9 protein-coding genes and 1 pseudogene are annotated in these 14,246 nt (G+C 47.2%); 6 read left to right on the top strand and 4 right to left on the bottom strand.

Going from position 1 to position 14,246, the window contains the following annotated elements; genetic code table 11:
• Positions 1-151: 151 nt before the first annotated feature.
• Positions 152-1,483, top strand: a complete 1,332-nt coding sequence (locus tag RT52_RS16515; protein WP_034817200.1) for a hypothetical protein — start codon at positions 152-154, stop codon at positions 1,481-1,483.
• 78 nt (positions 1,484-1,561) lie between these two features.
• Here RT52_RS16515 and RT52_RS10545 read toward each other — a convergent pair.
• Positions 1,562-2,284, bottom strand: a pseudogene (locus RT52_RS10545) (IS30 family transposase).
• Positions 2,285-2,787: 503 nt separating this feature from the next.
• Between RT52_RS10545 and RT52_RS10550 the strand changes: the two are divergent.
• Positions 2,788-5,616 (top strand): TrlF family AAA-like ATPase, encoded by a 2,829-nt coding sequence (locus RT52_RS10550; protein WP_034817201.1) that lies wholly within the window; start codon positions 2,788-2,790, stop codon positions 5,614-5,616.
• A 153-nt stretch (positions 5,617-5,769) separates the two neighbouring features.
• Here RT52_RS10550 and RT52_RS10555 read toward each other — a convergent pair whose 3' ends face one another.
• A complete protein-coding gene (locus RT52_RS10555) occupies positions 5,770-5,961 on the bottom strand; it encodes a hypothetical protein (protein ID WP_034817202.1) in 192 nt (63 codons plus the stop codon).
• A gap of 138 nt (positions 5,962-6,099) precedes the next feature.
• Between RT52_RS10555 and RT52_RS10560 the strand changes: the two genes are divergently transcribed.
• Both RT52_RS10560 and RT52_RS10565 read left to right on the top strand, forming a co-directional pair.
• A complete protein-coding gene (locus tag RT52_RS10560) occupies positions 6,100-7,512 on the top strand; it encodes an NAD-dependent epimerase/dehydratase family protein (protein WP_034817203.1) in 1,413 nt (470 codons plus the stop codon).
• Between the two features lie 133 nt (positions 7,513-7,645).
• The gene (locus RT52_RS10565) at positions 7,646-9,202 is read left to right on the top strand and encodes a SulP family inorganic anion transporter (RefSeq protein WP_034817204.1); all 1,557 of its coding nucleotides are present in this window, start codon (positions 7,646-7,648) and stop codon (positions 9,200-9,202) included.
• Here RT52_RS10565 and RT52_RS10570 read toward each other — a convergent pair.
• Together RT52_RS10570 and RT52_RS10575 are read right to left on the bottom strand one after the other, a co-directional pair.
• A complete protein-coding gene (locus RT52_RS10570; RefSeq protein ID WP_034817205.1) occupies positions 9,199-9,528 on the bottom strand; it encodes a YolD-like family protein in 330 nt (109 codons plus the stop codon). The genes RT52_RS10565 and RT52_RS10570 overlap by 4 nt on opposite strands.
• A complete protein-coding gene (locus RT52_RS10575; protein ID WP_034817280.1) occupies positions 9,525-10,820 on the bottom strand; it encodes a Y-family DNA polymerase in 1,296 nt (431 codons plus the stop codon). Before RT52_RS10575 ends, RT52_RS10570 begins: the two co-directional genes overlap by 4 nt.
• 249 nt (positions 10,821-11,069) lie before the next feature.
• Between RT52_RS10575 and secA2 the strand changes: the two genes are divergently transcribed.
• Positions 11,070-13,436: an accessory Sec system translocase SecA2 gene (gene secA2 / locus RT52_RS10580; RefSeq protein ID WP_034807035.1), complete on the top strand. Its 2,367-nt coding sequence runs from the start codon at positions 11,070-11,072 to the stop codon at positions 13,434-13,436.
• Positions 13,436-14,239 carry an SLAP domain-containing protein gene (locus tag RT52_RS10585; RefSeq protein WP_034817206.1) on the top strand — a complete coding sequence of 268 codons (804 nt, stop codon included), beginning with the start codon at positions 13,436-13,438 and terminating at the stop codon, positions 14,237-14,239. The genes secA2 and RT52_RS10585 overlap by 1 nt, the downstream gene beginning before the upstream one ends.
• Positions 14,240-14,246: the final 7 nt, after the last annotated feature.

Here is a 14,246-nt window from a genome sequence, read left to right on the forward strand (position 1 = left end):
AATTAAATAATAAACCTTTTATTAACATTTAATATTATTTAACTAAGAACAAAAGATTATTGAACTTAGTTAAGTAAATTCATCTGAAATCTTTTTAGTACGATTTGAAATTAACACAATGAAATTTATATTACAGTGAGGGGGAAATCATATGGAAATCGATTTAGATGAGAGAGATAAGATAACTAAGGTGTTAGTTAGTAGCTTTATAATTAGTACGCAACATCATTTGAGTGTGTCTAAGGCTATTAAAAAGTATGCAAACTCTTCTCTTAGTGATAAAAAAATTGAAGAATACCTTTCTAAAGAGATCAGTATCTACAATGATTTAAACAAACTTCATACACATTTGAATAATTTTATGGGATATGTATGGGAACTGGTAGCAGTCTATGAGTATAACACACAAAAAAACAGAGAAAAAGTTTTGTCAATTATTAACCCGGATTCTACATCTAAAACAGATATATTGCATATTATACAAAACCAAAAAGGCTATGTTGTTGTTCCAGGTGGTGATGTTAAATCTGGTGCGCCTGACTATGTTTTAAATCAATACAAAAGATCTTTAGAATCTAAATATGATATTCCTTTTATTGATTATTCAGGATATTTAACTTCCAATCAACACTTGCTGAGTAAAAGACAATTAACAAGACTTAATAATTTATTTGAAATGTATCCCAAGAAACGACCTATTCAATCCAGTTTTTCATCCACAGATGTAAATCTAATAAAATTAGATTTATTAGCATACTTTGAAACTAATAAATTTCCTTCTGAATTAAAAAATGAAGGTAAATCAATAAAAATAGACAATTACTTTAAGAAAGACGATAGAAAATTGTTAATAGAAAAAGCAAAGAAGGAAAAAGCAAGTTCTGTAATTTTAGAATGGTGTGATATGAAATCCTTTAATTTTACTGAAGAGTATAAATTATTAAAGAATAAAAAGGAAATAACTGAAAAATTAAATGAGATAAATAAAAAGCTACTTTCTTTTAAATCTTTTTCTTCGCCTCCTAAAACATTTTTTATGAAGAAAATTATTAACAAAATTACTAACTCTTTCAACAGTATGGCTTATAAAATGGAAGTAAGTAATATGAAGAATCAACTTGAAAAAAGAATAGATGAAAATGATTTTTCGATGGGTATTTTTGAAATTGAAACATATATTAAAGAATTAAATACTAAGCAAGACAATAATAATTATTATACCTCCGATGATTACTATAATGATGATTCTTATTATTATAGTTATGACGATGAATATGACGATGAATATGATGATGAATATGATGATGAATATGATGATGAATATGATGATTATTACTACAGTGATTATGATAATAATGTAGTCTCAAATGAAATAGAGTTTAATGATAGAAGTACACCTAAAAGTCATTCTGTAAAATCTCATACACGAATTTCAAAAAATGGGAAGTTAGTGAATGTAAGGAGTTATGAAAGAGGGAAATAACTTTTTAATTCTATATTTAATATTTAATAAATTGATTTACACTCTACTTACTTTGGTTATTTTAAGGTTGACGGTTTGTCAAATTAAGCGCAACACTTCCTCCGTGAAGGCCTCGTGTGCGGTCTTCCAGCCCAGGCATTTGGGTGGGCGGACGTTGATTTTGGCGAGCGCGTCCACGACCTCTCCTCGGCCGACCGTCGCAAAGTCCGAACCTTTCGGGAAGAACTCGCGCAGGAGGCCGTTGGCGTTCTCGTTGCTGCCTCGCTGCGGTCGGTGATCGGCAGGGCGATGTAGAACCGGCTCTTTCGCTCGATGAACGTCGCGACGCACGCCCTCGACTTCCCATGCCCGGAGACCACGGTATCGAGCTCCCAATGCCGAACGTCTGGCGCACCCTGACCTCCGGAGGCCGTTTCGAGATGGACAGACCGATGTTGAACCGGCCGCGTCTCTCCACCGGTCTCCGGCGCTTGCCCTTCTGGCGGAGCACGGTCACCGGCACGTCGATCAGCCCCGAATAGATCCAGCGATAGATGGTTGAGAAGGCGATCTCCCCGTCGAAGAGACGACCCACGATCTGTTCCGGGGACCAGGTTTCGTCTTGGCGCTGCAGTTTCCCTTCGCCTTGGCGTAGCGCTCCTGTGCGCGTTCGGTCGTATAGCCGGGGTTCCGCCTGATCTCCCGCGAGACGGTCGAGGGCTGTCGCCCGAGCCGTCTCGCGATGGACCGGATGGACATCCCGAGCCCCAGATAGGTCTCTATTTTCACGCGTTCCACTGTGGTAAGATGGATGTAGCTCATAACGATTCCTCCGTCTGAATGTGTGTTGTGGTAACTTCATTCTACACGAGGCCGTCGCTATGGGCTTTTTTGCGTTCACGTTCAGGTGTTGCACTTAATTTTATAATTCATCGATAGAAGAAAAAAATTGAATTAAAATACAAACACAAGCATCAATACCGATTAATTCTAAAAATGTACTTTATCATATTGTATTCTAATAGCGTTTGCTCTAAAAGGTTAAATATCAAAATTCGTCTCTACTATTTTTGATTTTCCGCACTTAAATCTGAAGCTCACAAAGAAAGTTTTTAGCATTTTTGAATTCAGACATTTTATCAATTAATGAATTTACATATAAATAAACTTTGATTTTTTATTTATTGAATATTTTTTATCCTTTTGAGATTATAGAAACAAAAGGTTTTGTTCATATTTTACTAAGATGTAAAATTTAAAAGTTTGTCTTTTAAATACCTTTTTTGTAAAGTAAGTCAATGTCAATTTTATAATGAGGTGATTTTATGAATTTCGAAAATGGTTCATATTGGAGAAAATGGGATTTACATATACATACTAAATCTTCTTATGATTACGAGATTAAAGAAGATGAGTATTCAGATGAAAAATTAGTTCAGAAGTGGATTGAATTAGAGTTTGCAGTGGTTGCAGTAACAGATCATTTTAAAATAGATAAAGAACGTATTAAAAAATTACAAAGTTTATGTAGACCTCATGGAATAACACTTTTTCCGGGTGTTGAACTTAGAACGAACCAAGGAGCAAACAATGTTCATATAATTGGGATTTTTCCAGAGGATATAAATGTTGATGAATTATGCGGTGTTTTTGAGTACGATTTTCTAAAAAAAGCGCATAATAGCGATAATAATGAAACAATATATTGGGGTATTGATACAATCAAAGAATTTGTTAAAAATAATAAGGGTATTATTACGGTTCATGCTGGTAATAAAGCTAGCGGAATTGATAAGACAATGAATAACGAGGCATTTTATAGAGGGATTAAAGAAGAATATGCCTCAATCATAGATGTTTTTGAAGTAAATAATGAAAATAGTTATAAGAAGTACAAAACAACTGTAATTAAACATTTAGAAGAAAAATTACTTAAAACCTTTCCTGTTATTATTAGTTCAGATAATCATAATTATGAAAACTACGAGTTATCATCTTATCTTTGGATTAAGGCAGATCCAAATTTTAATGGATTTAGACAAGCTCTATTACACCCTGAAGAACGCATTTTCGTAGGAAATAAACCACCAAAATTGATATCATTAGAAAACAATCCCAAAGTAGTTATTAGTTCTATTGAAATCAATAAAAAAGATGAAACAAACGATGTTCCAAATTGGTTTAACCAAAAAATAACCCTCAACCCATCCCTGGTGGCTGTTATCGGTAACAAAGGGAGCGGCAAAAGCGCTATGACGGATGTGATGGGGATACTTACTAATTCTGTACAATCAGAGAGCCTATCTTTTTTAACTAAGGACAGGTTTAACAAATCTCCACATCAATATGGTAAAGATTTTAAAGCTACAATAAAATGGTTAGACGGAAAAGACGATGGTGTAGAATCGCTACTGCTAAATGATTATTCTTTCAGTGGTCATCTATCGAGTGCCCAATATTTGCCTCAAACATATATCGAAAAAACTTGTAGCGATTTAGAAAATAAATTTTTTCAAAGTGAAATTAATAAAGTTATTTTCTCTTATATCCCAACAGAGGAAAGATTAGGTTCACAATCATTTGATGAATTTATGTCGAAAAAAACAAGGCCTATACAACTAGAAATAGAAAAACTTATTTCAGATTTGAATGATTTAAATTCAAAAATTATAAATCTAGAGATGAAAAAAACAAATAGTTATAAACAAGAAGTTATAGAAAAGTTATCTCAAAAGATTTCAGATTATGATAGACAAATCAAATTAAAGCCTACAAAAATTCAAAAACCAACAGATGAAGAAAGTTTAATTTATGATCAAGATATAGAAACGTTAAGAAATAAATTGACAGAATTAAATTATTCAATTGTAAATTATAAGCAACAGCTAAATGATAAGTCCGTTTATCATCAGAACATATTAAATATGCAAAGTAAAATAAATAAAATTGCAAAAGATATTCATAAAATAAATCAAGAAGTAATTGAGACTCTGAATGTAAAAGATGAGGCGGCATTAATCAAATATAGTATCCCTACAGAATTTTACTTAGAGTTAATAACTAATATTGTCGATGAGATGAATAAAATATCATCTCATATAGAAAATTTCCAAAGTGAAATTAATAATACTAATAGTAATATTGCGGCTTTAACGGAGAAAACTTCCTTAAAAAATAAAGCATATCAAGAATACTTAGATCAAATAAATAATTGGAATTCAGCTTTAGAGAATATTGTAGGAAAACCTGAAGTAATTGGTTCTTTGGAGTACTTAAAAAATGAGAAGAATTATTTAGAAAATGAATTAGATTTTGATTATGAAAGTTTAATTCAAAGAAGAAAAGAAATATTAAAAGCAATTTTTATAAAGAAAGAAGAAATTACTTTAATGTATAATAATATCTACAATCCAATTGATGAAAAATTGACAACTCTATTAGGGGCAATTAAAAACGATATTAAATTTAAAACAAATTTTATTCCAGATTCAAAAATGTTACTAAATTCTCTTCAACTCATTAACAAAAGACCTCAAAGTCTATTCCAGGGTGTGATGGAATCTGAAAATTCTCTATTACGAATAATAGAACAAACTCAATGGGATGATTTTGAAAGTGTGTATAATTCAATATCTAAAATTGTGAATTGCGGAATTGAAGAAGATTTTGATAAGTTAGAAAAAGTTGTCAATGATAAAAAAGGATTTTATAGAAGTATATTAGATATGGAGTATCTTAATATAGATTTTCAATTGACTTATGAAAACAATAATTTAACTGAATTGTCACCTGGTGAACGTGGGTTAGTGCTTTTAACATTTTATTTAGCATTAAGTAAAGATAATGCTCCTATTTTTATTGATCAACCTGAAGATAATTTGGATAATCAATCTGTGTATAGTAAATTAGTGCCTTGCATATTGAAGGCAAAACAAAATAGACAAGTTATCATAGTTACACACAATCCTAATATCGCAATAGCATGTGATGCAGAACAAATAATAGTTGCAAATATGGATAAAACGCTTAAAGAAATTAGGTATTCTTCAGGTAGTATAGAAAATAAGTTTATTAATGCTAAATTAGTAGAAATTCTCGAGGGAACTCGCCCCGCTTTTAGTTTAAGAGAATCTAAATATCTTACAACAGTTTAATAATTTTATAAAAAATGTTACAAAAAGGAATCTGAAACTTCATTTTATACATTTAATTTTTTAAATTCCCATTATTTGTTTAAATGTAAATGAGATTATGCTTATAATTTGAAAAAGAGTCGAACGAGTTGGTTCGACTCCTTTTTCTTCACTTCACCACAAGTTAAACAAATCCGCCACAATCGCATCACTGCCATCTTGGAACATGAACAAGCCGAGGGCAATCAACAGCCCTCCGATGACAAGTGTGCCGAAACGTATCAGTCCGTTCGTGCTTTTTTTGAATAATCCCCGCATCACGAGCCATCCACCGATCAACAGCATCAAGAAATACCAAAACCCCATAGCCATTCCTCCTCCGCTTGTAGTTGAGTCTAGTTTACATATTTTTTCCAATCCATACTGTAGGGCGCGCGACTGATTTAATCTCAGCCCAAGACGGGTACAGTACCTTTATGTGAAAAAACAAGAGGAGTGACGACCATGCGGAAAACGATTGTCATCGCGGGGGCGAGCGGCTATATCGGCTCGAACGTGATGGACCATTTAAAAGAAGAGTATGACATCATCGCCTTGTCCCGCTCGACGAAAAACAAGGAAGACGAGGCCCACGTCACGTGGCGGTCGTGCGATTTGTTCTCATACGAACAGACGCGCGAGGCGTGCAAGGGGGCGGACTACGCCATGTTCCTCGTCCACTCGATGATTCCGGACGGCGGATTGACGCAGGCGACGTTCGAAGACATGGACGCGCTCATCGCCGATAACTTCGCCCGGGCGACGAAAGCAAACGATATCGAACAAATCGTCTACTTGAGCGGCATCATTCCGAAAGAGTCGAAGACGTTGTCACGTCACTTGAAGAGCCGGCTCGAAGTTGAACGGATTCTCGGTGGTCAAGGTGTGCCGGTGACGACGATTCGGGCCGGACTCATCATCGGTCCAGAAGGCTCATCGTTCCCGATTCTCGCAAAGCTCGTCAAACGGTTGCCGGTCATGATTCTCCCGAGCTGGACGAAGACGGAGACGCATCCGATTGATTTGCGTGAAGCCGTCCAGGCGCTCATCTCGGTCGTCGGGGCCGAAGCGCTGTATGACCATCATATTGATATCGGTGGACCCGAAGTGATGACGTATCGCAAGATGATTGAGGATACGGCTGACGTCATGGGCAAACGTCGCGTCATGATCGACTTCCCGTTCCCGACCATCAAGCTGTCCCGCTTGTGGGTCATGGCCGTGACGGGTGAACCGAAAGACACCGTCTATCCGCTCGTCGAGAGCATGGGCCACGCCATGGTCGCGAAAGACACAACCGGCGTCAAACAAGGGGAGATTCCGTTCAAGGAAGCGGTCGAGCATGCGCTCGAAGAAGAAGAGAAACAGAAGTCGGGTGGCGGCAAGAAGAAAAAAGCACCGCAACAGTATACCGTCCGCTCGATTCAACGGTTTGGCCTGCCCGAGAACAAATCGGCGCTATGGATGGCCGACACGTATTTCGAGTGGCTCGGCCGGCTCGCGTATCCGCTCATCCAGACGACGAAAGAAGACGATGATTGGGAGATTGCGCTCCTCCGTCCATCACTCGTCGCGCTCCACCTTTCACTCGAAGACGAGGCGACGGATGACATGGCCTCATTCGAGATTGATGGCGGACTGTTCACGAAGCTGACCGAGGACGACAAGACGGGCCGACTCGAGTTCAGACGGCTCCCGGAGTCGGACGAAGGGCTCGTCGCCATCCATGAGTTCGTACCGGCGCTGCCGTGGTGGTTCTACACGAAGACGCAGGCGAAAGCCCACCTCGTCGTCATGTGGCTGTTCGGCCGTCACGTCCGTCTGCTCGGGGAAGACGCGGACGAGGGCGATCAAGTTGTCGAGGCACCGACGAATTAACGAAGACGCATCCATCGCGATGCGTCTTTTGTTTTGTCGATTATGTTAACGTTTCGCCGGAGTCGTTTACAATGAAGCGGGACAGGCGTACACTGAACTCGTTTTCGACCTCATGGAAAGAAGGAATGCAAGAATGGACAACTTCATGACATCACGCCAAGGATGGCAAAAAGACATCTCGGCCGGGATCACCGTCGGGGTCGTCGCCGTCCCGCTCGCGATGGCGTTCGCGATCGCCTCGGGCGTCGGACCGGTGTACGGGCTGTACACGGCCATCATCGCCGGCATCCTCGTCAGCCTGTTCGGCGGCTCAACGTTTCAAATCGCGGGACCGACCGGTGCGTTCATCCCGATCGTCTCCGGGGTCATGCTCGCGCACGGCTACGAAGGGCTACTCGTGACGACGTTCCTCGCCGGGATCCTGTTGTTCCTCATGAGCGTGCTCCGCGTCGGACGGCTCATCCGCTTCATGCCACGTGCCGTCACGATTGGCTTCACGGCTGGGATCGCCGTCGTCATCTTCGTCGACCAACTCGATGAACTGTTCGGCATCACGTTCGAGAAAGCGCCACACTTCCACGAGAACTTCCTCAAACTCGTGACGACGCTCCCTGAAGCGAGCCTATGGCCTATCATGATCGCCGCCATCGGTTTCTTGACGCTGTGGCTCCTACCGAAACTGCCCGTTAAATTGCCGCTTCTATTGATGGCGATGCTCGTGCCGACGTTCGTCAGTCTCGTCATCCCAGGAGAAGTCGCGACGATCGGCAGCGCCTACGGCGGTATCCCGAGCGGATTGCCTGAGTTCAACTGGCTCGCGATCGACCTCGATCTGATTGGGACGCTGTTGCCGTCGGCGTTCGCGATCGCCTTCCTCGGGGCGCTCGAGTCGCTGTTGTCGGGTGCGGTCGCGGACGGGATGGCCGGTACGAAGATGAACCCAGACAAGGAACTGTTCGGGCAAGGGCTCGCCAACGTCGTCGTCCCATTCTTCGGCGGCATCCCGGCGACGGGCGCCATCGCCCGGACGGCGACGAACATTCAAGCCGGTGCCGTCAGCCGCCGCTCCGGTGTCATTCACGGGTTGACAGTGCTTCTCGCCGTGCTCGTATTGGCACCGCTCGCGAGCTACGTCCCGCTCGCCGCGCTCGCGCCGATCTTGATGCGCGTCGCTTGGAACATGTCGGAGCGGCACCACGTCTTCGAGATGCTGCGGCATCGGTCGGCCGAGTCGCTCGTCCTCCTCATCACACTCGGTCTGACCGTGTTCGTCGACCTCGTCGTCGCCGTCGAGGTCGGGGTCATCTGTGCGCTCGTCTTGTTCGCGAAACGGATGGCCGATACGATCGACGTCCGTGAACAGACGGAACGGTACGTGACGCGCGACGGACAAGTCGTCTTCAGCGTCGAGGGACCGCTCTTCTTCGGGGCGATCGAGATGTTCGAGCACGTCCTGCATCATATCCATGACGAGCCCGACGTGTTCATCTTTAACTTCCACCGCTGCCCGGTCATCGATGTGACGGCTGTCGAAGAGGTTCGACGCGTCGTCAGGGAACTGAAAGCGGCCGACCGCCGTGTCGTCTTCGCCCATTTGTCGGCACCCGTGCGGCAGACGCTCACGCATTACGGCGTCCTCGACTCGGTCGACACGTTCGAGACGACGCAAGAAGCGATTGATGCGTCTTAACGGACGGACAAGATGTTCGTGAACGGAATCCGCTGCACCGCCCCATCAAACAGCTCGACTTCACGCTCCGCGTAATAGATGGCATGGACGTACCCGCGCATCGAACGCGTGGCCCCGTCCTCGAAGACGGTCACCTCGACGGCGTCACCTTCCCGAATCGCACGTTCGAGCTCGGTCTGCCATAGATAGAGGAGCTGCTCATCTAAATCGGGCAACTCGATCTTTTGGATTTGGGCATAGTAGCGCTTCAACAGCGCCACATGTTCGGGCATGAGAAACGGGATCCATTTCAGCTCCCCCCGGTCTTTGTAACGGGTCTTGCTCATCGTGAATCGCCTCCTTGTTTATGTCCGCCAATCAACCGCTGACGAGTGCGGAGCGGACTGTCTTTTAATAAGCTCGACGCCGGTCGAATCGTCCCGCGTCCGAACCGGACGTTCAATTGGTCGACGAGGTCGAGGAAATCGTATCGCCTTGCTTTCGCCCATTCGTCCTCGAAGAACGAGAGCTGGACATGGTCGCTCCGTGGCTCGAGCTTGCCGAGGGCGACCGAGACGTAGCGGACGGCCTCGGTCTCGTCCCAACTGTCGAGGAAGAGCGTCAACAAGACCGGCAAGAAGTCCTGCTCGTCCGCCGTGAAGCGGTCGAGCTTTTTTTGTTTACTGAAGCCGCGCCGTTCACTCGTCCGCGTATAGCGCACGCCGAGATGGACACTCCCACCGACGAGCCCGGCTTGCCGATTGCGCATCCCGACCTCGACGGCAATCGCCTGCAAGACGAGCCGAATCGAGGCGTAGGTCGTGTAATCTTTCATGAGCGTGATGCCGTGCCCAATCGTCCGCGGTCGTTGCCGCTGCGCCCCGAACAACGAGCTCGGGGGCAGAATCGTCGGGGACTCGTCGATGCCCCAGGCGTGATGCCACAGCTCGGCGCCGATGACGCCGAATTTCTCGTGCAACACGTCGAGCGGATAGTGAGCGAGGTCCCCGATCGTGAAGATGCCGAGCCGCTGCAAGTGGACGGCCATCTTCGCCCCGACGCCCCACATCTTTTCAATCGGTGCCGGATGGACCAGTTTCTCGACATCGTGGAGGAGGCACCGGGCGACACCCGTCTTCTTCCCGTGCAAATCGAGGACGAGCTTGGCGAGGACGTTGTTCGGCCCGATGCCGATCGTGACCGGGATGCCCGTATAGCGGAAGACGGTCGAACGGATGAGGCGGGCGACGTGCTCGTCGTTCCCGAACAGCCGCTCGGTGCCGGTCAAATCGACGAGCGTCTCGTCAATCGAGTAGACGCGGATCGCTTCGGGCGGCGCGAACTGGTGCAGGATGTGGACGATTTGCACGGAAACGTTCAAGTAATGGCTCATCCGCGCCTCGGCGTAGAGGACGTGCTTCCGATCCTGCCACGGCAAGCGGTCGATGTGGAATCGCCTCGATCCGGTCTTGATGCCGAGCCGTTTCATTGGCGGGGTCGCGGCGAGGACGAGCGCGCCGCTGTCCTCGAGGTTCGACAGCACGACGAGCTTCGTCTTGTACGGGTTCAGGTTGCGAGCGGCACACTCGCAGCTCGCGTAGAAGGAGACGCTGTCGATACAAAAAATCCGACGACGCATCGTCATCACTCCTTTTACGAACAAATGTTCTGTTTTTTTCATCGTAACACGGTCTCATCCCGTCTCAAATACTAATTTGAAAATAAATTTGTAAACACTTTTTGAAAATTACCCAATTTTTATATGAATTTCATAAATCAAAAACCATCTTTTAGGAAGAATTCGTAAAAAAGTCTCCGAAATGGTCCAGTTTTCGCTATAATAGACGGGTATGGAATTGACGAATGTGAGATAGATGGAGGCTATAACGTGATCCAATTTGTAAAACAATTGACGAATGATCAAAGCCGGCGCTTGAAAGGGTACGAACGACGCGTCGCACGCATCAACGACTTAGAACAAACAATCCAAGCCCTCTCGGACGACGAGATGCGGACCTATACCGATACATTGAAACAACGAATCGCGGACGGGGCGAAAGTCGACGACATCGCCGAAGAAGGGTTCGCCCTCGTCCGTGAGGCGGCCGTGCGCGTCTTAGGCATGCGTCACTATGACGTCCAGCTCATCGGTGGCTTTGCCCTCCTTGAAGGAAACATCTCGGAGATGCCGACCGGGGAAGGGAAGACGCTCGTCGCGGCGCTCCCGAGTTACGTCAAGGCGCTCGAAGGAAAAGGCGTCCACGTCATCACCGTGAACGAATACCTCGCGACGCGTGACGCGAACCAAATCGGACAGATCCATGACTTCCTTGGCCTCACGGTCGGGTTGAACGTGCCGGAAATGGAGCCGGACGCGAAGCGTGAGGCGTATCAGGCCGACATCACGTACGGCGTCGGGACCGAGTTCGGGTTCGACTACTTGCGTGACCACTTGGTCGGTGCACCGGAAGAGCGCGTCCAGCGCCCGTTCCATTTCGCCATCATCGATGAAGTCGACAGCATCTTGATTGACGAGGCGAAGACGCCGCTCATCATCGCCCAAAAAGACCGCTCACACATCCGCTTGAAGGCGCTCGCGCAACGCGTCGTCACCGAGTTCGACGAAGCCGACTACGAGGTCGACCTCGAGTCGAAATCGACGGCGTTCACGGAGTCGGGCATCTTGAAGATTGAAGATATGTTCGCCATCGACAACTTGTTCAGCGCCGAGCATCAAGTGTTGTACCATTACCTCGTGCAGGCGCTCCGGGCGAACGTCTTGTTCGAGCTCGACGTCGACTATATCGTCAAAGAAGACAAGATCGAGCTGATCGACTTGTTCACGGGCCGCATCATGGAAGGCCGAAGCCTTTCAGAAGGGCTCCATCAGGCGCTCGAGGCGAAAGAAGGCGTCACCATCACCGAGGAGAACAAGACGACGGCGGAAATCACGATTCAGCACTACTTCCGGATGTACCCGCTCATCGGCGGCATGACGGGGACGGCGCAGACGTCACGCCAAGAGTTCTTGAAGACGTACAACATGGACGTCGTCCAAGTGCCGACGAACCGGCCGCGTCTCCGCGAGGACCATCCGGACCGCATCTTCATGACGATCGAGCAGAAGTACGCGGCCGTGACGGAGAAAGTCGTCGCGCTCCACGAGACGGGACGCCCGGTATTGATCGGCACGACGTCAATCGCCCAATCGGAAGCGATCAGCAAGCACTTGTCGAAGAAGCGCATCAAGCACGAGGTGTTGAACGCGAAGACGGTGACGCAAGAAGCAGACATCATCGCCGAGGCCGGGCAGTACGGCAAAGTGACGATCGCGACGAACATGGCCGGACGTGGGACGGACATCATGCTCGACGCGAAATCGAAAGAGGCGGGCGGTCTGTTCGTCGTCGGGACGGAGCGCCACGAGTCGCAACGTGTCGACAACCAGCTCCGCGGACGTTCGGGCCGTCAAGGCGACCCGGGCGCGACCCAGTTCTTCGTCTCGCTCGAAGACGAGATCGTCAAACGGTACGCGATTCAAAAACTGGAGCGCATCGAGAAGAAGTTGAAGCCGGATGCGCATGGCGAAGTCCCTGCGAAAGAGGCGGCCGACATCATCGAATACGCGCAGACGACGATTGAAGGAATCGGTGTCTCGATTCGTGACTACTTGTTCAAGCTCGATGACGTCTTGAACGAGCAGCGCAACATCGTCTACACGATTCGCGACCAGGCCGTCAACGCCGATGCGGACGCGATCAAGAAGAACGTCCTCGGCATGATGCGCCTCGCCATCGAGAACAGCATCGATATGCATGTGACGGACGAGCTCGTCCCGGAAGAATGGCCAATCGACGAGTTGAAGGCCGATCTCCGTTACTTGACGATGCGCGAGCCGGTCTGGTCGGACGCGGTCGCCGATACGTTCGAACTGAAAGCCGAGCTCAAAGGCTTCACGGATGACATCATCGCGACGGCCGAGACACGCCTCGAAGGCGACGAGGTCGTCCACTTCGTCAAAGAGTCGCTCCTCCGTGCCCTCGACATGAAATGGACGGATCACTTGACGATGATGAGCGGATTGAAAGAAGGGATTGGCCTTCGCAGCTACGCGCAGGAAGACCCGGGCCGTCAATTCGGAAAAGAAGGTCTCGAGATCTTCGAACAGACGTATGTGAACATCGCGCGTGACGTGACGATGGAAGTATGCCAGCTCGACCGCTACTTCGCGGCGCCGGTAGAGGAGGAAGCGTGATGTTAGGATTTCGTAAACGTAAACAGATTGAAACGAACAAAGCCGAAGGGGAGCGCCAGCTGACGCTCGTGTTCGACGACGAGATGGGGATCCCGAAAGAGGACGAGTACGTGTTCCGCTATCATGCGAAGCGCCTCCCGAACCTGCTCGAGAACCAATTGTCGATCGAGCTGTTGAACGCCGAACTGTTGTCTGAAGGGTTGTCAATCGTCGCCTTGTTCCGCAACACGCTCCCGGGCTCGTTCGAGATTGACGAGTTACCGGTGTTGCTCCTCGATGCGAACAACGTGCCGCTTGGCCGGAAAGTGCTCAGCCGCGTCGACTTGCCGAACTTCGAGCCGTGGACGAGTAAGCCGGTCTACCTCGACTTCTTCGCCGACGAGTTGTTCGGGGACTTCGAACTGAACGACTCGATGCGCCTCGTCTTCCAGATGAACCCGATTGACCCGCTCCAGACGGTGTCGGATGCAGAGCGGGCCTCGTTCTCGCCAGCCGCCTGGGAACAGCTCGCTCGGACGAACGTGTCGACTCCGCCGGTCGGCGAAAACGAGTTCAACATGATGCTCGTCCACGTCGAGACAGACGCGACGGACGTGACAGCGACGCTGTTGCTCCGTAACGGCTATGCCCAAGACTTAAACGTCGAACAGTTGCCGCTCGAACTGATGAGCGGGGACGAAGCGGTCGCCTTGACGGTCGTCCGCCTCACAGAAGCCGTGCGCGGGAAACATGCCTACCCGGTGCAGGCAAGGTTCGAAGGAATTGAAGCAACCGGGCCATTCACGGTCCGAATCAAGCAATGAAAAAAGC

It is taken from the genome of Exiguobacterium alkaliphilum 12/1 (assembly GCF_000714435.1).
Taxonomy (GTDB): Bacteria; Bacillota; Bacilli; order Exiguobacteriales; family Exiguobacteriaceae; genus Exiguobacterium; species Exiguobacterium alkaliphilum.